The sequence below is a fragment of the Pseudomonas syringae genome, assembly GCF_001698815.1.
GTDB lineage: Bacteria > Pseudomonadota > Gammaproteobacteria > Pseudomonadales > Pseudomonadaceae > Aquipseudomonas > Aquipseudomonas syringae_A.
The window spans coordinates 61255-84155 of record NZ_LGSI01000047.1; the positions used below are offsets into that span (position 1 = coordinate 61255).

Sequence of the window (22901 nt, forward strand, 5' to 3'; positions counted from 1 at the left end):
CATATCTATTTGAATTCCAAAGCCAAAGCGGCACACCAGGTCTCGCCACGCGAGCCACCGGGGCTCAAAGTCAGGGATCGACCTTCCGCATGCGCGCCAATGGTAATGGTCAGGTCAGGCTTTGGCAAAAAGCCTGCACCGCGCTGGGGCCATTCGATCAGACAAAGCGCATCGTCTTCGAAGTAATCGCGTATCCCCAGGTACTCCAGCTCCTCTGGATCGACCAGCCGATAGAGGTCGAAATGGAACGCGCGGATCGAACCGATTTCGTAGGGTTCAACCAGCGTGAAGGTAGGACTTTTGACCGCCCCCACATGCCCCAAACCACGAATGATGCCCCGCGACAGCGTGGTTTTTCCGGCGCCCAGATCACCTTCCAGAAAGATCAGGCCAACACCTTGCGTGACCTTGGCAATGCGCGTTCCGAGATCGGTCATGGCCTCTTCGCCTGCGACGTTCAGCGTTAGTGCAGACACGGTTGTTGCTCCTCCAATAACAGACGAATGGCTGGGATGACATCACTGGCCGCCAGCCCACGGCCGATCTTGCCGACCTGTTCGCCAGCACTGGCGTGCAGCCATACGCCAAGGCATGCCGCGTCGAACGGTTTCATTTTTTGCGCCATCAGCGCGCCGATCAGTCCGGCCAGCACGTCGCCCAGCCCACCAGTCGCCATGGCGGGATGGCCGCGATCACATAAGGCTAGCGTGCCATCGGTATCCGCGATCAGGCTGCCGGTGCCTTTGAGGACACATACTGAATTGAATTTTTTTGCCAGCGCGCGCGCAGCTGCGGGGCGATCCGCCTGAACGTCCTTGGTGCTGATGCCCAGCAATCGCGCGGCTTCGCCGGGATGCGGGGTGATGATGCTGTCTATCGGCAAACTCGCCAGACCTTCGGCCAATTGATTGAGCGCATCGGCATCCCAGACTTGCGGCAGATCGGCGCTGGCAGCCGCCGACAGCAGACTGCGCCCCCAACTGGCCTTGCCCAGGCCAGGACCGATCACCAGCACGCTGGCCGGTTCGATCAAGGCGCGCAGTTGATTGGCAGAACTGATGCCCGCGCTCATAACCTCGGGGAAACGCGCCAAAGCAGCGGGAACATGCTCGGCGCGGGTCGCCAGCGTGACCATGCCCGCGCCGCTGCGCAGAGCGCTTTCTGCCGATAACAGCGCCGCGCCGCCAAAACCGTGGTCACCGCCGATCACCAGGACCCGACCGTACTGACCTTTATGAGCAGTGCGCGGACGTGGCGCGAGGTGCGGCAGGTTCGAGCTGTTCAGGCGAGTGGCGCTGGTCGGCAACTGCGCGACAATAGCCGGGTCGGCCTGTAGATCATCGAATACCAGCTCACCAACCAGATCCGCCGCATCGCCAGTAAAAAGCCCCAGTTTCAGACCAATGAAGGTCACCGTCAGGTCGGCGCGTACGGCAATCCCGAGGATTCGCCCGGTATCAGCGCTGAGCCCGGACGGAATATCCACGGCGGCAACCGGTGCGCTACAGGCATTGATGGCTTCGATGGCTTCAAGATAGGGCTGACGCACATCACCGCTCAATCCGGTACCGAGCAGCGCATCCAGCACGATGCCGGTCAACGGTTGCCCGGCCCACGGCTCGACCTGCACGCCATGCGAGACGGCTTCAGCATGGGCTGCAGCCGCATCGCCAGCCAGCGCGCCAACATCGCCGACCGCCAACACTTGAACCTGCCAGCCAGCCTTGAGCGCCAATGACGCAATCAGATAGCCATCCCCGGCGTTGTTGCCGCGTCCGGCCAGCACGGTCAATGTGCCCGCATCCGGCCAGCGCCGACGCACCGCACGCCAAGTGGCGTGGGCGGCGCGCTGCATCAATTCCATGCCCGGCGTACCGGCGGAAATCAGCCGGGCATCGAGGTCGCGGACCTGTGCAGCGTCATACAGCGCGTCCGGTAATTGCGGTTTAGTGTCGACCATGCGTCTCTGGGCTCCGATGTCTGGCAGAATTATACGCACCTCCGCCCGGTTTCTCTCTGCGCATGCCTGCTATTACTGTAGATCCACTCAACACTGCCGATTTGACCACCCTTGCCCAGTCGATCAAGGAGTGGGGCCGCGAGCTGGGTTTTCAGCAGGTCGGTATTTCCGGGCTGGACCTTGCCGAGCATGAGCAGCATCTGCAGCGCTGGCTCGACGCGGGCTATCACGGCGAGATGGACTATATGGCAGCGCACGGCAGCAAACGTTCGCACCCGGACGAGTTAGTGCCCGGAACGCTGCGCGTGGTTTCGCTGCGCATGGATTATCTCCCCGGCGATACCGAAATGACCCAGCGTCTGGCAGAACCGGAAAAAGCCTACGTGTCGCGCTATGCGTTGGGGCGCGATTACCACAAGCTGATCCGCAAGCGCGTGCAGCAACTGGCCGAACGCATTCAGAAAGACATCGGCCCGTTTGGCTTTCGCGCCTTCGTCGACAGCGCGCCGGTCCTGGAAAAAGCCATTGCCGAACAGGCCGGGCTGGGCTGGATCGGCAAGAACACCCTGGTGCTGAATCGCAAGGCCGGCAGCTTTTTCTTCCTCAGCGAGCTGTTTGTCGATCTGCCGCTGCCGGTTGATCCGCCCCACTCAACCGAACACTGCGGGCGCTGCACGGCGTGCCTGGACATTTGCCCCACCGCTGCTTTCGTTGGGCCGTACGTGCTGGATGCCCGACGCTGCATTTCCTACCTGACTATTGAATTGAAGACGGCAATCCCGGAAGAGCTGCGGCCGCTGATCGGCAATCGGGTGTTCGGCTGCGATGACTGCCAGATCGTCTGCCCGTGGAACCGCTTCGCCCGCCCTACGGACCAGAGCGACTTTCAGCCCCGCCACAACCTGGACAACGCCGGGCTGGCCGAGCTGTTCATGTGGGATGAAGAAAAATTTCTCAGCAACACCGAAGGCTCGCCGCTCCGGCGCGCGGGTTATGAACGCTGGTTGCGCAATCTGGCGGTCGGCCTGGGCAACGCGCCATCAACGATTCCGGTATTGCAGGCACTGGAAGCCCGCCGGGAATATCCGTCGGAACTGGTGCGCGAGCATGTGGAGTGGGCGCTGAAGCAGCATGGTTACTGAGCTTTTGATCTGTTGGAGCGAGGCTTGCCCGCGAATCGGAATTTCCGTCGACATATTTGTCGCCTGAAATGACGCCTTCGCGGGCAAGCCTCGCTCCAACGATACCGGTGCCCTAATGCTCATCCTTGTAGACAAACTTCGGCATGTTCCAATTGAAGCGAATCGCCAGCAGCCGCAGCAGCAAGCCGCCAAACAGAGTGATCAGCACGCTCTGATCGGACGGCAACTGGAAGTGCTGGCACAACAGGAAGCACCACGCGGCCAGGAAAGACACGCTGGCGTATAGCTCGCGACGGAACACCAGCGGGATGTCGTTGCAGAAAATGTCGCGCAAGATGCCGCCGAACACGCCGGTAATCACACCGCACACCGACGCGACCAGCATGCCGTTGCCGGTTTCCAGTGCGGTCATGCAGCCGATCAGGGTGAAGGCCACCAAGCCCAGCGCATCGAGCACCAGAAACAACGAGCGCAAATGGCGCATCAGCGGCGCGATGAAAATCGTCAGCAAGGCCGCAACGCTGGTCAGGATCAGGTATTCCGGGTTTTTCACCCAGGTCAGCGGGTAGTGCCCGAGCAGTACATCGCGCACCGAACCGCCGCCCAATGCCGTCACGCAAGCGATCAGCACCACGCCGAACCAGTCCATGCCACGTCGGCCTGCCGAGAGCGCGCCGGTCATGGCTTCAGCAGTAATGGCAATCAGATAGAGCATCAGCAACATGGCGGCAGTCCTTTGCGACAAAGCCGCGCAGTGTACCAAAAGAGGGCAACGCCGAATCGGTTGCCCTCCTGCGCTTTACGCCTTGATGAAATGTTCGCGATAGAAGCGCAGTTCGGCGATGGATTCACGAATGTCGTCCAGGGCCAGATGCGTGCTGCCTTTCTTGAATTTCAGCTCAGGCGACCAGCGCGCGGCCAGCTCCTTAAGGGTTGAAACGTCAAGGTTGCGGTAGTGAAAGTAGTTTTCCAGGGCAGACATGTGGCGATAAAGGAAGCGGCGATCCTGGCAAATACTGTTGCCGCAGATCGGCGAGCTGCGCTCCGGCACCCAGAGCTTGATGAACTCAAGCGTCTCGGCTTCGGCTTGAGCCATGCTGATGGTGCTCTCGCGAACCCGCTGAGTCAGGCCCGAACCGCCATGCTGACGCGTATTCCACTCGTCCATTTTGGCCAGCGTCTCGTCGCTCTGATGGATGGCGATGACCGGGCCTTCAGCCAAGGTATTGAGCTGGCTGTCAGTGATAATGGTGGCCATTTCAATGATGACGTCGGTGTCTGGGTCCAGACCGGTCATTTCCAGATCGATCCAGATCAGGTTCTGCTTGTTTTGCATATGTCGACTCCTCAGCGTAGGCGCGCAGTTTAGCTCACCCCGGCATGCTAGACTTCATCGCGTTTTATCTAATCAGCTGCTTTATCTACTCGGAACACCCATGGCCAAACGCCAACTCAATCGTCGTCAGAACTGGCGCATCGAAAAGATCCAGGGCGAGCGCGCTGCCCGCGTCGCCAAACGTGAGTCACTGACCCTGGAAACCCTTGAGGGCGGCGATCTTGGCCCTGAGCAGACCGGCCTGGTGATCGCTCACTTTGGTATTCAGGTCGAAGTCGAAGCCCAGGAAGGCGATCTGAGCGGACAAGTGTTCCGCTGCCATTTGCGCGCCAACCTGCCCGCACTGGTTACGGGCGACCGCGTCGTCTGGCGCGCCGGCAATCAGGGCATCGGCGTTATCGTCGCCCAGTTGCCGCGCACCACCGAGCTATGTCGACCGGACAGCCGTGGGCAACTCAAGCCGGTTGCCGCCAACGTCGATCTGATCGTGATTGTGTTTGCGCCAGCACCTGAACCCCATGCAAACCTGATCGACCGTTATCTGGTCGCAGCCGAGCACGCCGGGATTCGTCCGCTGTTGCTGCTGAACAAATTTGATCTGATCGACGAGCAGAACGCACCTGCACTGAATGCGCTGTTGGCGGTTTACCGCACGCTGGGCTATCCGGTGCTGGAAGTGTCGGCGCATCAAGGCGATGGCATGCAACAACTGCAAACCCAGCTCGATGGGCACATCAGCGTGTTTGTCGGCCAGTCCGGCGTCGGCAAGTCTTCGCTGGTCAACAGCCTGCTGCCGGAAGTCGACACCCGCGTCGGTCCATTGTCCGAGTGGTCCGGCCAAGGCACGCACACCACCACCACGGCACGCTTGTTCCACTTCCCGGGTGGCGGCGAACTGATCGACTCCCCAGGGATTCGTGAATTCGGCCTCGGTCACGTTAGCCGTGCCGATGTGGAAGCGGGCTTTATCGAGTTCCACGAGCTGATCGGCCACTGCCGCTTCCGCGACTGCAAGCATGACCGCGAACCTGGTTGCGCATTGATCATCGCCCTCGAAGAAGGTCGCGTGCAGCAGCAACGTATGAACAGCTATCGCTCGATCATCGCCAGCTTGCCGGAAAACAGTTATTGATTCGGTAATGACGAGCATGACCATTGTAGGAGGGGATTTATCCCCGAAGGCGTCGGTGCAGCAGATGATTATTCTGCGTCTGGAATGCCCTATTCGGGGATAAATCCCCTCCTACGGCTTGAAACAAAAAAGCCCGGATTCGTTTGAGTCCGGGCTTTTTGTTTGCCGCTAGTTCTTCGTCTCATCCATCTTCAGCGTGCCATCCTCGAAGATATTCAGCTTCTGCCGAAGTTCATGAGGCTGGGCGTACGCCTGCGGATCGGGTGGTGGTTTGTTCGACGCTCCGGGCGGCGCTGCGGGCGCGGCCGGTTTCGGAGTGGTATTGCCATCGCCCACGCCGTGCGTACCTTCAATACGCTGCTGTGCCTTTTTGGTCATCACCACGATATCGATCCTGCGGTTCACCGGATTGAACGGCTGGTTGCGGTCATACAACGCAGATGATGCATAACCCACGACCCGGGCGACCTGGTTTTCCGGATACGTGCCCGCGATCAGCGCTCGACGCGCCGCGTTGGCACGGTTGGCCGACAATTCCCAGTTACCGTAATCGCCATTGCCCACGAAAGGCTTGGCGTCGGTGTGACCACTGATGCTGATCTTGTTCGGCACCGCTTTGATGGTGTCGGCCATTGCCAGCAGAATGTCTTCGAAATACGGCTTGAGACGCGCACTGCCCGAATCGAACATCGGCCGGTTGTCCGCATCCGTGATCTGGATGCGCAAACCGTCCTGCGTAATCTCGAAATGGATCTGATCCTTGAATTTCTGCAGTTCCGGGTTTTCGTTGATCTTGTTCTGCAGTTCTTGCAGGAGCATCTCCAGACGTTCCTGCTCGACCGCTTCAGCCTTGGCTTCTGCCGAGTCGGACTCGATGGGAACGCTGTCCGGGGTCGGCGTGGATTTGATCTCGGGGTTCAGGGTCTGGTCCGGCGACATCTCCGGCGAACCACCCAGATCAATCACGTAGGGCGAACCGCTGTCGGAAAACCCCACCGGATCCTTGAAGTAACCGGCAATGGCCAGCAACTGCTCGGGTGTGGCCGATGACATCAGCCACAGCACCAGGAAGAACGCCATCATCGCGGTAGCAAAGTCGGCGAAGGCGATTTTCCATGCCCCGCCGTGGTGTCCGCCTTCATAGCGCTTGACGCGCTTGATGATTATCGGCTGATTATTTTCCATGACTTAACGACCGCGAACCGCTTGCTCCAGCTCGCTGAAGCTGGGCCGATGCGCGGGATACAGGACTTTGCGACCAAACTCGACGGCCAGCGACGGCGGCATGCCAGACGCCGAAGCCACCAGCGATGCCTTGATGGCTTCGTAGACGTTCAGCTCTTCCTTGGCATCGTGGGCCAGGGATGTGGCCAGCGGGCCGAAAAAGCCGTAGGCCGCGAGAATACCGAAGAACGTACCGACGAGGGCCGCGCCCACGTGGTTACCGATGGCTGCCTTGTCGCCGTCACCCAGCGAGGCCATGGTCACCACGATACCGAGTACTGCCGCGACGATACCGAAGCCGGGCATACCGTCGGCGATGCCGGTAATGGCGTGGGATGGATGCCCGAGTTCTTCCTTGATGCTTTGCAGTTCCATGTCGAACAGGCCTTCCAGCTCATGGGGAGCCATGTTGCCCGAGGACATGATGCGCAGGTAATCACAGATGTACGCCGTCATTCGCTCGTCTTTGAGCACGCCCGGGTATTTGGCGAAGATCGGGCTGGCCGACGCATCCTCGATATCCCCTTCAATCGCCATCATGCCTTCGCGGCGGCTCTTGTTGAGGATTTCGTACACCAGGCCAAGGACTTCGAGGTAATACGCGTGAGTGAAGCGCGTGCTGAACATCTTCAGCGACTTCTTCATCACGTGCATGGTCATGTAGCCGGGGTTGGCCTGCAGGAACGCGCCCAATGCCGCGCCACCGATGATCAGGACCTCGAAAGGCTGGATCAGTGCTGCAATCTTGCCGTGAGACAGAACGTATCCGCCGAGCACGCTCGCGAAAACGACAATGATGCCGATAATTTTAGCCATAGGTAGGAACTACTTACCAAGTCGGATTCAGGGACATGTTGCGGAAGTTCGTGAAACTCTTCTTCTACTTATCGGCATATGTGGGCCAGACTATAGGCCACTATGAGGAAAAGCCAGCCGAGCCTTGAACGGCGGCCCGCAACCTGATGTCCTACCCTGAAGTTTCGCAGTCCATACTGCCTAAAATATCCAGTCGTACAGGCCTGATGCATGCCTCCAGATACCTCGACACCGCTACCTGCTCCCAAGACCCTCGACGCCTGGATCAAGCAGCTCGATAGCGTTGCGCTGCCCGTGCCTGCGGCCAATCACAAACGCGTCCGTTCCGCGCTTAACGACAGCCGCCGTTCGCTGCGTGATATCGCCGACATGGTCCAGGACAGCCCGGCGCTGGTGCTCAGCGTCATGCGCGAGGCCAATCACCACACCAACAAACTGGCAGAGCCGGCAGAAAGTCTTGAGGTGGCAATCAATCGTCTCGGCCTGGCACGCACGGAAGTGCTGCTCAATCGCCTGCCGACGCTGGAAGCAGATGAAATTCCCGCTGCGTTTCGCCAACTGCTGCTGGTCAGCCAACACGCTACGCAGCAGGCCAGTGGTCTGTTCGCCGGACGTCTGGCGCGGCTCTGGCAGGATATTCACCTGGGCAGCCTGCTGTTTCTCTCGCCTTTGTGGCCGATGGCGCTGACGTATCCCAAGCTGCTTGATGAATGGGAAATGCGCGTCATCCATCAAGGCGAGTCTTCTCGCGTCGTGGAAAAGCAATTGTTTGGCGTCAGCCTGCTGGAGCTGTGCGTCGCCATGGCCGAGCTTTGGCATCTGCCGCTGTGGGTGACACTGGGTTATCGCCTGCTGATCAGCGAACGGCGTCAGCTGGTAAAAGCCATGCGCATCGCCCGCAACAATGACGACCCGCTGCTCCAGCAACAACTCATGGACGCCGACCCTCATTTGCATCGCTGGTTGAATCAGCCAGCCAATACGGTGTTGCTGGGCAACGGTCTGGCGCTCGCGGCCCAGCAGGCCTGGGACAGCCCGCATTGCCTGCGCTGGGAGCTGCTGACCAGTCTGTATCTGCAACAACCGCTGGATGCCGTTCAACAACAGGTGCATCAGAACGCCGCCAGCAGTGCCCGCCATCACGCCGCTGCGGGAATATGGCATCCAGCCGAAGCGCTGCTCTGGCCGTGGGACACTCGCCGGGTCCATCGCGGCATGCTGCCCGCCCCGCCGCCCTCTGCCGAAGCCCTGCAAGACTGGCGCAAACACTGTGCCGAGCTGCTGATCGAGCCGAGCCCGTTCAATAACGCCATGCACTTGACCACGTCTTCGCGTGACGCCTTGCTGTCCTGCGGCATGCAACGGGTCATGCTGATGATGACGGACAAGACGGCAACCATGCTGCGGGTTCACCAGATCGGTGGATTGCAGAAGGAAGCCGCAGAAACCGTGCTGTACATAAAAGAAAGCACGGTGTTGCAGCGTTTGCTCGCGCAACCCACTCAACTGCGCATGACGCCCGCCAACATCGATCAGTTCTCAGCGTTGCTGCCGGGCAGCATCAGAGGCCTGTTCAAGGGCAAGCATTGGTTGATTCGCTCCCTGAGCAGCAACGGCAAAGTGGTGATGCTGGTGTTCGCCGACCAGGGCGGCGGGCCGCTTTCGGAGATATCCGTACAAGCTTTCGGAAAAACCTGTCAATGCATCGAGCGGGCGATGACCAGCTTTAGTGGTCGCAAAGCCTGACAGCTGGGCTACAATTCGCCTCTTTTTCCGATATTGGAGGCTGCACATGTCCGTCTTCTCTAGCCTGCCGCTGGTCATCGAGCCCAGCGACCTGCTGGCACGCCTCGACGCGCCGGAGCTGATTCTGGTAGATCTGACCAGCAGCGCCCGGTATGACGCCGGACACATCCCTGGCGCACGATTTGTCGATCCCAAGCGCACGCAACTGGGCCAGCCTCCTGCCCCCGGCCTGTTGCCGGCGCAAGCGCAACTCGAAGCGCTGTTTGGCGAGCTGGGCCATAACCCGAACGCGGTCTACGTGGTCTATGACGACGAAGGCGGCGGTTGGGCAGGGCGATTTATTTGGTTACTGGATGTTATCGGCCACCATCAGTATCACTACGTGGATGGCGGACTTCTTGCCTGGCAGGCTGAAGGCCTGCAGCTCTCCACCGACGTCCCGCCATCTGCCAGCCAGCCGGTGTCCCTGACGCTGAACAGTGAACCCACCGCCACCCGCGAATACCTGCAAAGCCGCCTCGGCGCTGCCGATCTGGCCATCTGGGATGCCCGCGGCCCTACCGAATACTCAGGGGAAAAGGTCCTGGCCGCCAAAGCCGGGCACATCCCCGGCGCAGTCAACTTCGAATGGACCGCAGGCATGGACCCGGCGCGCAATCTGCGCATCCGCGAAGACATCGCCGAAATCCTCGACAGCCTGGGCATCACCGCCGACAAGGAAGTGATTACCCATTGCCAGACCCACCATCGCTCCGGCTTCACCTATCTGGTGGCCAAGGCGCTGGGTTACCCGCGAGTCAAAGGCTATGCCGGCTCCTGGGGTGAATGGGGCAACCATCCGGACACACCAGTCGAACGCTGACAGCAGGCCGACTTGTAACATTACGTTCAGCACACCTTTATCGTTTTAGGAATTTTGATGAAAAAGCGTCTGTTTATCTTCAGCCAGTATTTATTGCCGCACCACTTGCTGTCCCGTCTGGCCGGCTGCGTTGCCGAATGCCGGGTACGCTGGTTCAAGAACGCCTTCACCGCATGGTTCGCCCGTCGTTATCAGGTGGATATGTCCCTGGCGCTGGTGGAAGACCTCACCGCTTATGAGCACTTCAACGCGTTCTTTACCCGCGCATTGAAACCCGACGCTCGCCCGCTGGACGTCACGCCGGGCGCGATTCTCTGCCCGGCCGATGGCGCGATCAGCCAGCTAGGCCCGATCGATCACGGCCGGATCTTCCAGGCCAAAGGCCACAGCTTCAGCGTGCTTGAACTGTTGGGCGGCGACGCCAGCCTGTCAGCGCCGTTCATGGGCGGCGAGTTCGCGACGGTTTACCTGTCGCCGAAGGATTATCACCGGGTCCACATGCCATTGGCGGGAACCCTGCGCGAGATGGTTTATGTGCCTGGGCGGATTTTTTCGGTCAACCAGACCACTGCCGAGAACGTGCCGGAACTGTTCGCCCGCAATGAACGCGTGGTCTGCCTGTTCGACACCGAGCGCGGTCCGATGGCCGTAGTACTGGTCGGCGCCATGATCGTGGCGTCCATCGAAACCGTCTGGGCTGGGCTGGTCACTCCGCCAAAGCGCGAGCTGAAAACCTTCCGCTACGACGAAGCCGCCCGGGCGCCGATCCATCTGGAGAAAGGTGCCGAACTGGGCCGCTTCAAACTGGGCTCCACCGCCATCGTTCTGTTCGGACCCAACCAGATTAAATGGGCTGAGGAACTGGCCGCGGGCTCACCCGTCAAAATGGGTGAAATGCTCGCGTCGCCTGTAACGCTCTGAGCACAAAGTACAGCCCGTGCTGAACAGTGGCGAATGGAAGCGACTCTGCCTTCCTTCGCATTTGTACAACACGGGCTGCGACCACAGGCCGATGCTGTTAAAGTCACGGCATCGGCGCTGTAGAAAACTTCGCGTTTTATTGACGCAGATTGCACGACTTTCAACGAGTAGATGCTATTAACGCGTGAATCGAATGCAGCCGTTCGGGCCAGTAAGCAGTTGGAGTTTGCCTGTCACATGAGTATTTCAAGCCTCCCCGTGTTGTTGCGTGTGCCCACGCCGACGCAGTCGAGCCTGACATTCTGTGAAACAAACCCTCGCGACCTGAAACGCTGGATCTCTACCCTGCCCAAAGCCAACCTGGGCGAAATGGCGCGCCAGCTCTATCAAGGGCTCAGCGAACTCAACCAGTTACTCACCCCCAGCGACAATCGCCTGCAAATGCTTGAGCTGCTGCGGCCCGAGGTGTACTTCGTCTGCAAGCACCTGGAGCGGCACTTCCTCAATCAGGCCATCGTTCTCGACGAGCGCCCGCGCAAGGTCGCCAATCTTTGCCAGGCTCTGCAAAACCACCTCGCCGTGGGCTACAAGCTGATCATCCACCGCGTGGCTGCGCGCCTGACCAAAGACCGCATCCCGCTGCTGAGCACCGCATTGCAACGGGCGCTGCATTGCCTTAACGGTCCGTTGATTCGCGCCAACCAGTTGTACTGTCCAGTTCAGGAAGGTCTGTGGCTGGAGATGCACAAGATTTATCAGATCGCTCGCCAACACCAGTTGCATCTGGTTGCGGTGAACGATGAACTGGCTCACAACGTCAAGACCCTGACCGTCGAACAGACCTACATCGTTGCCTTGTTGATGGGTTGTTCACGCTGCAACCAGATGCGTCAGCTCAATATCGGGCGTCTCGCCGAAGTGCTGGATTCGTGGAGTTCGCTGGTCCGCCTGCAACTTCCGGCCGACGACAACAGCCTGTTCGCACTTGCGACCGACCAGGACAAGCCGCCGCTCTATACCTCGCTGTTCACCGAACAACAGATCCCGCAGCTGGTGGGCATGCATACCCAGGCGCTGGCGGCGATGATCAATCGCTATCTGGAAACACCTGCCGAACTGCGCTCGCAATTGCCGCTGCTGATTCCCCATGGCGTCACCACCGATTTGTTGCAACATCTGGCGGCGGCCTGGGGTGACGTGGCCGAGCGCACGTTTCAGCGCACGCCGGGCCAAGGCACGCTGAATCTGTGCATCGGCATGAGCGCACTGCACTATTACCTCGGCGGCCAGCGCTCATTCAGTGAAATGCTGCAATTGCCGATCATCAGTCAGGCCGCGCAATTCAAGATGGAACTGGTCGGCGACAAGCCGGACGATCCCTGGGCCAGCGCGTTCGATACCCAGCGTGGCAACACCTCGGCGGTGCTGCTGCCCTTCGAAGAAATCCAGTACCAGCAAAGCGAGGCCGAAGGCGGCGAAGCGGCGTCCAATGCCCAGCAGACCTTTACGACCCACGACCTGCACATTGTCAATCACAGCCCCGGCGGATATTGCCTGGCGTGGCCCAAGGAAGTGCCGCCGCAGTTGCAGGCCGGCGAACTGGTCGGCATTCAGGACGACGCCTGTCAGGGCTGGAGCATTGCGGTTGTGCGCTGGGTGCGACAAGTGCGCAGCGGCGGCACGCAGATGGGGATCGAGTTGATCGCGCCATTCGCGCAACCCTGCGGCCTGCAGATGATCAGGCCCGGACAGAACAGCCCTTACATGCGTTCGTTGCTGCTACCGGAAGTGCGGGCCATCGAGCAGCCAGCGACAATCCTGGCTCCGCGCCTGCCTTTCCAGGAAGGCAACAGCGTGATGATCAACATCGGCGGCGAAGAACGCGGCGGCGTCCTCAACAACCGACGCGCCAGCAGCGGCAGCTACAACCAGTTCGAATACGAAACCTTCGAAGCGCCCAAGGAAACCGGCAGCGACCAGCCCAAGGCGGACCAGGAATTCGATTCGTTGTGGTCGTCGCTATAACACTGGACTAGAACAACTGTGGGAGCGAGCTTGCTCGCGAAGGCTTCGCGAGCAAGCTCGCTCCCACAAGATATCCATCACTCAGTTACGCCCATCCCGATCACGGAAACCCAGCAGGTACAGAATCCCGTCCAGGCCCAGCGTCGAGATCGCCTGTTTGGCTGACTGCTTGACCAACGGCTTGGCGCGGAATGCCACGCCCAGGCCGGCGATTGCCAGCATCGGCAAGTCATTGGCGCCGTCGCCCACGGCAATGGTCTGCTCCAGGCTCAAGCCTTCCTTGAGCGCAAGCTCACGCAGCAGGTCCGCTTTACGCTGTGCGTCGACAATCGGCTCGATGGCATTGCCGGTGCATTTGCCATCCACCACTTCCAGCTCGTTGGCGAACACGTAATCAATGCCCAGCTTCGCTTGCAGCTGTTTGGCGAAATAGGTGAAGCCGCCGGAAAGAATCGCCGTCTTGTAACCCAGGCGCTTGAGTTCTGCGAACAGGGTTTCAGCGCCTTCGGTCAGACGCAACGATGCGCCGATTTCATCCAGCACACTGACATCCAGCCCTTTGAGCAGCGCCAGGCGCTCCTTGAAGCTGGCGCGGAAATCCAGTTCGCCGCGCATGGCGCGCTCGGTGATTTCCGAAACCAGTTCACCTACACCGTGGGCCTTGGCCAGCTCGTCGATGACTTCGGCTTCGATCAGCGTCGAATCCATGTCGAACACTGCCAGACGCCGGTTGCGCCGAAACAGCGAGTCCTGCTGGAACGCGATATCGACATTCAGGGCCTGGGCCACGCTGAGGAATTCCGCCTGCATCGCCTTGGGATCTGCCGGCTCACCTCGCACGGAAAACTCGATGCAGCCCTTGCCCTTGTCGGCGGGGGTGTCCAGCGGCATGCGTCCGGACAGGCGATCGATCTGGTCGATGTTCAGCCCATATTTGGCGGTGATGGAACTGACGCGCTGCAACTGCTCGGCGGTGACCTTGCGGGTCAGCAGCGTCACGATGTGCCGCGACTTGCCCTGCCCGTCGACCCAGTGCTGGTAATCCTCTTCGGATACCGCCGTGAAGCGCACCTGCTGATCGAGCTTATAAGCCGTGAACAGAATGTCCTTGAGCACTGAAGAACCTTGCTCGGTTCCGGGAATTTCGACCAGGATGCCGAACGACAAGGTGTCGTGGATCACCGCCTGACCGATATCGAGGATGTTCACCCCGCCTTGCGCGAGCACGCCAGTGATGGCGGCAGTGAGACCCGGACGGTCAACACCTGTGATGTTAATCAGGACGATTTCGCGCAAGACGCACCCCAGCAGTGGAAAAAAACCGCATTCTAACCAATTTCAGTGACCATCGGGCACAGGCAGCGCTTTGCCGCTACTGGGTCGGTCGTTATACTGCGCGGCAACTTCACCGAAAGAGCCGTGCTCTGTGAACCGGCCCACGCCAGTTAAAACCGATAATTTCTTCCTGCTTATCTTCCGTGCACTGCGCCATCGCCGTGTTCCGATTGCTTTGCGCATTGCCAGCCATAACGTGATCCTCGTCGCCTTGGCGCTGGTGATTTATGCGGGCGTGATGGGTTTGCAATTCAAGCAGGCCATGCATGAGCAGGCCGACGCACTTGGCCAGGCACTCACCACGCAGACCGCAACGTCAGCCACTGAACTGCTGGTGTCCAACGACATCCTCAGCCTCAACGTGCTGCTCGGCAATCTGGTGAAGAACCCGCTTGTAGCCCATGCCGCCATTTACAGCGTGGACAACCGCATCCTTGCCGAAGCCGGTCAGCGTCCGAAAAACGGGCTGCTGGGCGAAGCCGAAGGCCTGTATGAAATCAAGATCACCTTCCAGGATGTGATGGCTGGGCACCTGCGGATCAGCCTGGACATGAGCCAGTTCCAGCAGCCGATGACCATCAGCCTGCAAAGCATGGGCATTCTGGCCGGGATTCTGCTCGCGCTGGCCCTGGCATTGAGCTTGCGCCTGGGTCGACACATTTCCACGCCGCTGCTGCAATTGCGCGTCTGGCTGCGCGATATCGATCCGTACACCCCAGCGGTGGAGCGGCAGGACGAAATCGGTGATCTGGCCCGTCAGCTGCAGACATCGTTTGCCCCGCCGATGCCGGAGCCCGAACCTGAACCCGAGCCGGAATATGTCGACGACGAAGGCGACGATCCGTATCTGGAGCAGGAAGAAGAAGCCGAGCCGGCGTTCAAGGGGCGCAACGCGCGCGAGCCAGGCTTCGATGAAGCACCCAAGCCACGCTTGCCGGCTCCGCCCGTGCAGCGTCGACTGGTTGCCGACGAAGATGAAGAGGATGAAGACGATCCGTTCGCTGATCTGCGCGACAACGCCAGCCCGGCACCTGTCGTCAGCAAGGCACCGGTCGCACCGAGCACACCGCAACCGAGCGCCGTGCTCGCCGTGCAACTCGGCTCCCAGGATCAACTGCGTCGTCTGCCTCGCGCACGCCTGACTGATTTGCTGCAACGTTATCGCGATTGCCTGGATCAAGCCTCGTCGCTGTATGAAGGCGAACTGCATACGCTCAACGATGGCAGCACCCTGATGCTGTTCCACAGCGAAGAAAGCGGCGACGACTACCTGACCAACGCCATTTGCTGCGGCGAATTGCTGCGTGCGTTGAGCCATGCCTTGCAGATCGAAGTCGCCGACAGCGGCATCACCCTGCAATTGCAATTGGGTCTGACGCTGGGCGAAGGTCTGTCCGGCCTGAGCCAGATCGATCTGCTGCTCACCGAAACGGCGCAGGATGCCCTGGCCCTTTCCCAGCACAGCCGTAACCTGCTGCTGGTCGAGCGCAAGATCAACGACGACGCGCTGATCCGCCAACGTGCGCGTATCCGCCCAATCGCCAGCCCGGAAGGCGCATGTTGCGTCGAGCGCCTGATGGAGCCCTATCCATCCATGCTTGAACGCCAACTCGCGCGCATGCACGAGACGCGCAAGGCTTGATTGGAATGACGGCTGTGCCGTAACGCTGTAGGACCGGCTTCAGCCGGGAGAACGTATTTCGCGGCTAAAGCCGCTCCTACGGATCGACGCCAATCCGAACACAAAAAAAAGCCCGCATCGCTGCGGGCTTTTTTGATTCTGTCGATCAGAAGCGGAACACTTCCAGATCGGTACGGATCGGCAGTGCCATCGGCATCTTGGGTTTCTCCGGCTCTTTGGCGCGAGCAACCGGGGCTTTCTTTGGCTGTTCGACCGGCTGCCAGGAGATCGGCTTGACCGCCGAGCTCAGCTGATCGGCCAGACGCTGCAACAGGACACCCTGGGCTCGAACCTGATCGGCCGAGGTTCCGGCATGCAGTTCTTGCAGATGGACAATACGACTGTCGCGTACCTGACCCTTGCGATCCAGCAGGCGCCATTGTGCATCAAGGATTGCAGGCTGTTTGGCACCGGAATCCAGGCGAGTGATAGAAAGCACCACTTGCACGTCAGGCGTGAAATCAGTGACTGCCGGCGCGAGCACTACGCGCTGGCTGTCCAGTTTCCAGGCCAATTGACGCAGCAGAAGCTGATCAATGTCCGAAGACAGGCTGCCAGCCCAGCGTCCTTCTTCGGAAGCAGTCAGGCTGCCATCCGGCTGACGCTGCAACAGCGTTTCGCGTTGCAGGTAATCGGCCACGGTTACCGGACCCAATAAAACAGCCAACCCTGTGCGGGTAGGCTGCCCAGGTGTGCCACTGTCCAACTGATAAAGCGCAGTCGGCTGATGCACACTGCAACCAGCCAGACCCAAAACGCTGGTCATCAACAAAACAACGGGAAGGCGTAGAAGATTCATCGTCCCATCCAGGTGGCAGCCGCGAGGCGAACCACAGTGTAAATACTCACAAATCATGAAGGCATTCAGCCACGCCGACGCCATAAGACGTCATATCATCCGTGAATATGCGCTATGACTCCAGCGATTATGCGGCGATCTTCATGGCAAAACGAAGACTAATAGCTCTAAACCGCCATTATCCGACGTTTTCCACCAACAGCGCATCGACGCGCTGGAAGCCCCTAGGCAACTTATTACCCCGCCGACCGCGCTCGCCCTTGTAATGTTCGAGGTCGTCAGGCTTGAGCGACAGCGTCCGCTTGCCCGCTTGCAGGACCAATGTCGCCCCTTGCGGGATCACCGCCAGATCGGTCACGTACTCTTCACGACTCGCCACCCGATCTCCCGGAATGCCGATGATCTTGTTGCCCTTGCCTTTGCCCAGCTGCGGCAAATCACTGATCTTGAAGATCAGCAGCCGCCCTTCGGTGGTCACCGCCGCCAGCCAGTTCTGTTCACGGTCCGGCACTGCGCGCGGCAGAATCACTTTGGCCCCGGCAGGCAGACTCAACAGCGCCTTGCCCGCCTTGTTCTTGGCTTGCAGGTCTTCACCTTTGACCACGAAGCCATAGCCGGCATCCGAGGCGATCACGTACAGCGCGTCATCTTCAGGCAGCAATACGCATTCGAAGGTCGCGCCCGGCGGCGGCTGGAGCTTGCCGGTCAAGGGTTCGCCCTGGCCGCGCGCCGACGGCAGCGTGTGGGCCGCAAGGGAATAGCTGCGCCCGGTTGAGTCGATAAACACCGCGTATTGATTGGAACGGCCCGCAGCGGCGGTCATGAAACCATCTCCCGCCTTGTAGGAAAGCCCGGTTGCGTCAATGTCGTGACCTTTGGCCGAGCGGACCCAGCCTTTTTCCGACAGAACAACAGTCACTTTCTCGTTGGGCAGCAGATCGTGTTCGGTCAGCGCCTTGGCTTCGGCACGCTCGACAATGGGTGAGCGGCGGTCGTCGCCATAGGTTTCGGCGTCCTTGATCAGCTCGGTGCGCACCAGCTTCTTGAGCTTGGCTTCGCTGCCCAGCAAAGCCATGAGCTTGGCGCGCTCCTTGTTCAGCTCGTCCTGTTCGTTGCGCAGCTTCATTTCTTCGAGGCGCGCCAACTGACGCAAGCGCGTATCCAGAATGTAATCGGCCTGGATTTCGCTGAGTTCGAAGCGTTCGATCAATCTGGCGCGCGGATGCTCTTCCGTGCGGATGATATGAATCACTTCATCCAGATTCAGGTAAGCGATGAGCAAACCGTCCAACAGATGCAGACGACGATCCACTTTATCGAGACGGAACTGCAAGCGGCGGCGAACGGTATTGGTGCGGAATTCCAGCCATTCCACCAGCAAGGCGCGCAGGTTTTTCAGCTGCGGCTTGCCGTCCAGACCAATGATGTTGATGTTGACCCGGTAGCTGGACTCCAGATCGGTCGTCGCAAACAGGTGCTGCATCAACGCGTCATGGTCGACCCGGCTGTTGACCGGGATGATCACCAGGCGGCACGGATTCTCGTGGTCCGACTCGTCACGCAGGTCGGCGACCTGTGGCGCCTTGGACGGTTTGGCCTGCATCAGCCCGGCAATCTGCTCGATGACCTTGGCGCCGGACACCTGATGCGGCAGCGAGGTGACGACAATATCGCCATCTTCAATGTGGTAGACGGCGCGCATGCGCACCGAGCCTTTGCCGGTTTCGTACATCTTCAGCAGATCGGCGCGGGGCGTGATGATTTCCGCTTCGGTCGGGTAATCCGGGCCGAGGATGTGTTCGCACAGCTCGGCGACCGTCGCCTTGGGTTCATCCAGCAAACGCACGCAGGCCGTGGCCACTTCGCGCAGGTTGTGCGGCGGCACGTCGGTGGCCATGCCGACCGCGATGCCGGTGGTGCCGTTGAGCAGGATATTCGGCAAACGTGCCGGCAACACCGCAGGTTCGTTCAGCGTGCCGTCAAAGTTCGGCACCCAGTCCGCCGTGCCCTGGCCCAGTTCGCTGAGCAACACTTCGGAATAACGCGACAGCCGTGCTTCGGTGTAACGCATGGCCGCGAATGACTTGGGATCATCCGGCGCACCCCAGTTGCCCTGCCCGTCCACCAGCGTGTAGCGATAGCTGAACGGCTGCGCCATCAGGACCATGGCTTCGTAGCAGGCTGAGTCGCCGTGCGGGTGGAACTTGCCGAGCACGTCACCGACGGTACGCGCTGACTTTTTGTGCTTGGAGTCAGCGTCCAGGCCCAGCTCGCTCATGGCGTAGATGATGCGCCGTTGCACAGGCTTGAGGCCGTCGCCGATGTGCGGCAAGGCACGGTCCATGATCACGTACATGGAATAGTTGAGGTAGGCCTGTTCGGTGAAGTCAGCCAGTGATCGGCGTTCTACGCCATCTAAGCTGTCTGCAAGGATGTCGCTCATGCGGGCCTCATTATTTCGTCGTCTGGCGCAGCAGCATGTTGCCGCCGCGCTGGGTGAATTCAAGTTGTTTCATAGCGCTCATGCCCAGCAGCACTTGCTCACCGTCCAGCCCGGGCACCACCAGGGCGCGCACATTGTGCAGGACGATATCGCCGATTTGCAGGCGTTCCAGCGAAGTTCGAAAGCCTTCGGTACGCCCGTTTGCGGTACTCACCACCAACGGCACACCTCGCGGCAGCTGCAAGATGTCCGCCACCTTGCCCGGAATTGCCACGTCCGTGGCGCCGGTATCCAGCAAAAACTGCACGGTTCGACCATTGATCTTGCCCGTGCTGACGAAGTGCCCCTGTCGGTTGCCCACCAGCTGCACTTCTATATAACCGCTACCGTGTTGCGAGGTGACCACCGCGTTAGGGTTTTCCTGACGCTGCTCCCACTCGCCAAAATAACGGGTCGCCAGAAACATCCCGGCGCCCCACGCCAGCAACATCAACACCTTGCCCGCGCGCTTGCCGGGCGGCGGTTGACTCATCATTTCTCACTCCAGCCGCCTTTGGGGGCTGCGAAACGCCATACAACCGGGCGCTTCTCGCCATCGGCGCGCTCGCCAAAATTGTTATCGGTGCCGACCCACGCCCCGGTTTCATCAACCACCAGCGCCTCGGTCAGGCCATAACTTTGACTATAAAGACGATCAGGCCGCAACGCTTCCCTGGCAAACGACCAGCAGCGCTCGGTTTTGCCGGTTTCCAGCGTGCGTCGACAAATGCGATAGGCCGAGCGTTCCAGCGCGTACAGCTTGTCGTCGAACAACGACAGATCGGAAAAATCCCGGGACACCACTTTGCCGCCCACTTGCGTTGGCAGCACGTCTTTCCCCGGTTCGGTGCGCAATACGCAGCTGCCCTTGCACTGCCAGGAGTCGTTTTCCCGGCTTACCACCAGCAAACCGCGCTGCTCGCGCTCGGCAGCCAGCCATAGCCGGTCTCCGGCCGGATTGACCGCAATGCCTTCAAAAATACCGTTGAAGTGCTGCAACATGCCTTTGGCGCGAGCCTGCTCCACCACTGCGGCGGGCAAATCCAGCCAGACCGGCGCACCTTGTGCCGGCACCTTGAGGACCAACGCGAAGGCTTCGCTGACCAGATAACGATTGCCCGCTGCATCACAGGTCACGCCTTCAAAGTCCAGGCTGCCACCACGAACCAGTGCAGACACCTTGGCCATCGACTGCAACGTGCCCGGCAAATAGCTTTCGGGAACCGGCGGGATCTGCAGCGCATTGGCCTGCGCTTTCCAGACGGTAGCGGCGATATCCAGGCTGTACAGCACGTCATCATCGCGGTCGGAAACCGTCCACAACTGGCCGCCACAGGAAGCCAGACCGGACAGATTACCGCCGACCATGCCATCGACCGGGTGCTCGGAAACCAGTGTCAGCTCTTCCGGCTGGACTGCCAAAGCCGGTACAGCAACCATCAGCAACAGACCGGCGAGCCAGCCTCGCATCAAGTCAGAACCTCGGCCAGGTTGCCTTTGGATTCCAGCCAGGACTTGCGATCACCGGCGCGTTTCTTGGCCAGCAGCATGTCCATCATTTCCGAGGTCGCCTCGAAATCATCCAGCGTCAGCTGCACCAGACGTCGAGTGTTCGGGTCCATGGTGGTTTCGCGCAGCTGCGGCGGGTTCATTTCACCCAGGCCTTTGAATCGCGTGACCTGTGGCTTGCCGCGTTTCTTTTCGGCGACCAGACGATCGAGAATCCCGTCACGCTCGGCTTCATCCAGGGCGTAATAAATGTCCTTGCCCAGATCGATGCGATACAGCGGCGGCATGGCCACGTACACATGGCCAGCATCTACCAGCGGCCGGAAATGCTGGACGAACAGCGCGCAGAGCAGCGTCGCAATGTGCAGGCCGTCGGAGTCGGCGTCGGCGAGGATACAGACCTTGCCATAACGCAACTGACTGATGTCCGCCGCGCCCGGATCGACACCAATGGCAACCGCAATGTTGTGCACTTCCTGACTGGCGAGCACTTCGCCGCCGTCGACTTCCCAGGTGTTGAGGATCTTGCCGCGCAACGGCAGGATTGCCTGAAATTCCTTGTCCCGCGCCTGCTTGGCCGAACCGCCCGCAGAATCACCTTCCACTAGGAACAGCTCGGAACGCATCGGGTCTTGCCCGGCGCAGTCCGCCAGCTTGCCCGGCAACGCCGGACCCTGGGTAATGCGCTTGCGCTCGACTTTCTTGCTGGCCTTGAGGCGACGACCGGCGTTGTTGATCGCCAGCTCGGCCAGTTGCACGCCCAGCTCGGAGTTGGCATTGAGCCACAAGCTGAACGCATCCTTGACCACACCGGACACAAATGCCGCCGCTTCACGGGAAGACAGGCGCTCTTTGGTCTGGCCGGAGAATTGCGGCTCCTGCATTTTCATCGACAGAACGAAGGCAATGCGTTCCCAGACGTCTTCCGGAGCGAGTTTCACGCCACGCGGCAGCAAGTTGCGGTATTCGCAGAAATCGCGCATCGCATCCAGCAGGCCCTGACGCAAACCGTTGACGTGGGTGCCGCCTTGTTGGGTCGGGATCAGGTTGACGTAGCTTTCCTGCACGCTGTCGCCACCTTCCGGCAACCACAGCAGCGCCCAGTCGATAGCCTCTTTGTTACCGGCGAAACTGCCGCAGAATGGCTCGTCCGGCAGGCGCAGGAAATCGCTGACCGAATCCTGCAGGTACGAGCGCAGGCCATCTTCGTAGTGCCACTCGACTTTCTCGCCGGAGGCCTTGTCTTCGAAGCTGACCAGCAGGCCGGGACACAATACGGCCTTGGCCTTGAGCACATGCTTGAGGCGGCTGACCGAGAATTTCGGGGTATCGAAATACTTCGGGTCCGGCGCAAAGTACACGCTGGTGCCGGTATTGCGCTTGCCAACGGTGCCGACGACCGCCAGTTCCGAGGCTTTATAGCCGTCGGCGAAGGTCATTTCGTATTCGTTGCCGTCGCGCTTGACCCGCACCTTGACCAGGGTCGACAGCGCGTTGACCACCGAAATACCCACGCCGTGCAGGCCGCCGGAGAACTGGTAATTCTTGTTGGAGAATTTGCCGCCCGCGTGAAGCTTGGTCAGGATCAGCTCGACACCGGACACGCCTTCTTCCGGGTGAATGTCCACCGGCATGCCGCGTCCGTCATCGGACACTTCCAGGGAATTGTCGGCGTGCAGGATGACCTGCACCGACTTCGCATGACCGGCAAGGGCTTCGTCGACGCTGTTGTCGATGACTTCCTGGGCAAGGTGGTTCGGCCGCGATGTGTCCGTGTACATGCCCGGCCGCTTGCGAACCGGGTCGAGGCCCGAGAGGACTTCGATGGCGTCGGCGTTATAAGAGCTAGCGCTGGGAGTGGCCATGGGGTCTCGTCATCAGATGTTCGTGGGATTACAGAGCTTCATTTTTCTGCTTGCAGGAGCGAATTC

General features: G+C 60.1%; 19 protein-coding genes. 7 read left to right on the top strand and 12 right to left on the bottom strand.

Annotated features, from left to right (window positions below; genetic code table 11):
* Positions 1-5: 5 nt before the first annotated feature.
* Both tsaE and AFK24_RS14685 read right to left on the bottom strand, forming a co-directional pair.
* Positions 6-476 (bottom strand): tRNA (adenosine(37)-N6)-threonylcarbamoyltransferase complex ATPase subunit type 1 TsaE, encoded by a 471-nt coding sequence (tsaE, locus tag AFK24_RS14680; RefSeq protein WP_065833890.1) that lies wholly within the window; start codon positions 474-476, stop codon positions 6-8.
* The gene (locus tag AFK24_RS14685) at positions 464-1960 is read right to left on the bottom strand and encodes a bifunctional ADP-dependent NAD(P)H-hydrate dehydratase/NAD(P)H-hydrate epimerase (RefSeq protein WP_065833891.1); all 1497 of its coding nucleotides are present in this window, start codon (positions 1958-1960) and stop codon (positions 464-466) included. Before AFK24_RS14685 ends, tsaE begins: the two co-directional genes overlap by 13 nt.
* A gap of 62 nt (positions 1961-2022) precedes the next feature.
* On the opposite strand from AFK24_RS14685, the gene queG reads away from it, so the two are divergent.
* Positions 2023-3102, top strand: coding sequence for a tRNA epoxyqueuosine(34) reductase QueG (gene queG / locus AFK24_RS14690; protein ID WP_065833892.1), 1080 nt, complete (start codon positions 2023-2025; stop codon positions 3100-3102).
* Positions 3103-3214: 112 nt separating this feature from the next.
* Here queG and AFK24_RS14695 read toward each other — a convergent pair whose 3' ends face one another.
* Both AFK24_RS14695 and orn read right to left on the bottom strand, forming a co-directional pair.
* On the bottom strand, positions 3215-3826 hold the full coding sequence (locus AFK24_RS14695; protein WP_065833893.1) for a trimeric intracellular cation channel family protein: 612 nt from the start codon (positions 3824-3826) through the stop codon (positions 3215-3217).
* A 75-nt stretch (positions 3827-3901) separates the two neighbouring features.
* Positions 3902-4438, bottom strand: a complete 537-nt coding sequence (gene orn / locus AFK24_RS14700; protein WP_065833894.1) for an oligoribonuclease — start codon at positions 4436-4438, stop codon at positions 3902-3904.
* Between the two features lie 100 nt (positions 4439-4538).
* On the opposite strand from orn, the gene rsgA reads away from it, so the two are divergent.
* Positions 4539-5570, top strand: coding sequence for a small ribosomal subunit biogenesis GTPase RsgA (gene rsgA / locus AFK24_RS14705; RefSeq protein ID WP_065833895.1), 1032 nt, complete (start codon positions 4539-4541; stop codon positions 5568-5570).
* A gap of 168 nt (positions 5571-5738) precedes the next feature.
* On the opposite strand, the gene motB is transcribed toward rsgA, so the two are convergent.
* Both motB and motA read right to left on the bottom strand, forming a co-directional pair.
* Positions 5739-6755 carry a flagellar motor protein MotB gene (gene motB, locus AFK24_RS14710; RefSeq protein ID WP_065833896.1) on the bottom strand — a complete coding sequence of 339 codons (1017 nt, stop codon included), beginning with the start codon at positions 6753-6755 and terminating at the stop codon, positions 5739-5741.
* A gap of 3 nt (positions 6756-6758) precedes the next feature.
* Positions 6759-7610 carry a flagellar motor stator protein MotA gene (gene motA, locus AFK24_RS14715; RefSeq protein ID WP_065833897.1) on the bottom strand — a complete coding sequence of 284 codons (852 nt, stop codon included), beginning with the start codon at positions 7608-7610 and terminating at the stop codon, positions 6759-6761.
* A 210-nt stretch (positions 7611-7820) separates the two neighbouring features.
* Here motA and AFK24_RS14720 point away from each other — a divergent pair, with 210 nt between their 5' ends.
* From AFK24_RS14720 to AFK24_RS14735, 4 genes are all read left to right on the top strand, one after another.
* Positions 7821-9356: an HDOD domain-containing protein gene (locus AFK24_RS14720; protein WP_065833898.1), complete on the top strand. Its 1536-nt coding sequence runs from the start codon at positions 7821-7823 to the stop codon at positions 9354-9356.
* A 46-nt stretch (positions 9357-9402) separates the two neighbouring features.
* On the top strand, positions 9403-10218 hold the full coding sequence (gene rhdA, locus AFK24_RS14725) for a thiosulfate sulfurtransferase (RefSeq protein ID WP_065833899.1): 816 nt from the start codon (positions 9403-9405) through the stop codon (positions 10216-10218).
* 51 nt (positions 10219-10269) lie between these two features.
* Positions 10270-11139, top strand: coding sequence for an archaetidylserine decarboxylase (gene asd / locus AFK24_RS14730; protein ID WP_170826335.1), 870 nt, complete (start codon positions 10270-10272; stop codon positions 11137-11139).
* Between the two features lie 237 nt (positions 11140-11376).
* Entirely contained in the window at positions 11377-13164 is a 1788-nt protein-coding gene (locus AFK24_RS14735) for a molecular chaperone (protein WP_065833901.1), read from the top strand.
* Between the two features lie 81 nt (positions 13165-13245).
* Here the strand turns inward: AFK24_RS14735 and serB are convergent, their stop codons facing one another.
* Positions 13246-14460 (bottom strand): phosphoserine phosphatase SerB, encoded by a 1215-nt coding sequence (gene serB / locus AFK24_RS14740; RefSeq protein WP_065833902.1) that lies wholly within the window; start codon positions 14458-14460, stop codon positions 13246-13248.
* Positions 14461-14590: 130 nt separating this feature from the next.
* On the opposite strand from serB, the gene AFK24_RS14745 reads away from it, so the two are divergent.
* Entirely contained in the window at positions 14591-16141 is a 1551-nt protein-coding gene (locus tag AFK24_RS14745) for a HAMP domain-containing protein (protein WP_065833903.1), read from the top strand.
* Positions 16142-16286: 145 nt separating this feature from the next.
* Here the strand turns inward: AFK24_RS14745 and AFK24_RS14750 are convergent, their stop codons facing one another.
* The 5 genes from AFK24_RS14750 to parE form a co-directional block, all read right to left on the bottom strand.
* Positions 16287-16979, bottom strand: a complete 693-nt coding sequence (locus AFK24_RS14750; RefSeq protein WP_065833904.1) for a PqiC family protein — start codon at positions 16977-16979, stop codon at positions 16287-16289.
* 178 nt (positions 16980-17157) lie between these two features.
* On the bottom strand, positions 17158-19422 hold the full coding sequence (gene parC, locus AFK24_RS14755; protein ID WP_065833905.1) for a DNA topoisomerase IV subunit A: 2265 nt from the start codon (positions 19420-19422) through the stop codon (positions 17158-17160).
* A gap of 10 nt (positions 19423-19432) precedes the next feature.
* The gene (locus AFK24_RS14760; RefSeq protein WP_065833933.1) at positions 19433-19954 is read right to left on the bottom strand and encodes a retropepsin-like aspartic protease family protein; all 522 of its coding nucleotides are present in this window, start codon (positions 19952-19954) and stop codon (positions 19433-19435) included.
* On the bottom strand, positions 19954-20931 hold the full coding sequence (locus AFK24_RS14765; protein ID WP_065833906.1) for an esterase-like activity of phytase family protein: 978 nt from the start codon (positions 20929-20931) through the stop codon (positions 19954-19956). The genes AFK24_RS14760 and AFK24_RS14765 overlap by 1 nt, the downstream gene beginning before the upstream one ends.
* Entirely contained in the window at positions 20931-22835 is a 1905-nt protein-coding gene (parE, locus tag AFK24_RS14770) for a DNA topoisomerase IV subunit B (protein WP_065833907.1), read from the bottom strand. Before parE ends, AFK24_RS14765 begins: the two co-directional genes overlap by 1 nt.
* Positions 22836-22901: the final 66 nt, after the last annotated feature.

Coding starts and splice junctions, on each gene's coding strand:
- AFK24_RS14685 (WP_065833891.1), bottom strand. CDS start 1,960: ATGGTCGACACTAAACCGCAATTACCGGACGCGCTGTATGACGCTGCA.
- queG (WP_065833892.1), top strand. CDS start 2,023: ATGCCTGCTATTACTGTAGATCCACTCAACACTGCCGATTTGACCACC.
- AFK24_RS14695 (WP_065833893.1), bottom strand. CDS start 3,826: ATGTTGCTGATGCTCTATCTGATTGCCATTACTGCTGAAGCCATGACC.
- orn (WP_065833894.1), bottom strand. CDS start 4,438: ATGCAAAACAAGCAGAACCTGATCTGGATCGATCTGGAAATGACCGGT.
- rsgA (WP_065833895.1), top strand. CDS start 4,539: ATGGCCAAACGCCAACTCAATCGTCGTCAGAACTGGCGCATCGAAAAG.
- motB (WP_065833896.1), bottom strand. CDS start 6,755: ATGGAAAATAATCAGCCGATAATCATCAAGCGCGTCAAGCGCTATGAA.
- motA (WP_065833897.1), bottom strand. CDS start 7,610: ATGGCTAAAATTATCGGCATCATTGTCGTTTTCGCGAGCGTGCTCGGC.
- AFK24_RS14720 (WP_065833898.1), top strand. CDS start 7,821: ATGCCTCCAGATACCTCGACACCGCTACCTGCTCCCAAGACCCTCGAC.
- rhdA (WP_065833899.1), top strand. CDS start 9,403: ATGTCCGTCTTCTCTAGCCTGCCGCTGGTCATCGAGCCCAGCGACCTG.
- AFK24_RS14735 (WP_065833901.1), top strand. CDS start 11,377: ATGAGTATTTCAAGCCTCCCCGTGTTGTTGCGTGTGCCCACGCCGACG.
- AFK24_RS14750 (WP_065833904.1), bottom strand. CDS start 16,979: ATGAATCTTCTACGCCTTCCCGTTGTTTTGTTGATGACCAGCGTTTTG.
- parC (WP_065833905.1), bottom strand. CDS start 19,422: ATGAGCGACATCCTTGCAGACAGCTTAGATGGCGTAGAACGCCGATCA.
- AFK24_RS14760 (WP_065833933.1), bottom strand. CDS start 19,954: ATGAGTCAACCGCCGCCCGGCAAGCGCGCGGGCAAGGTGTTGATGTTG.
- AFK24_RS14765 (WP_065833906.1), bottom strand. CDS start 20,931: ATGCGAGGCTGGCTCGCCGGTCTGTTGCTGATGGTTGCTGTACCGGCT.
- parE (WP_065833907.1), bottom strand. CDS start 22,835: ATGGCCACTCCCAGCGCTAGCTCTTATAACGCCGACGCCATCGAAGTC.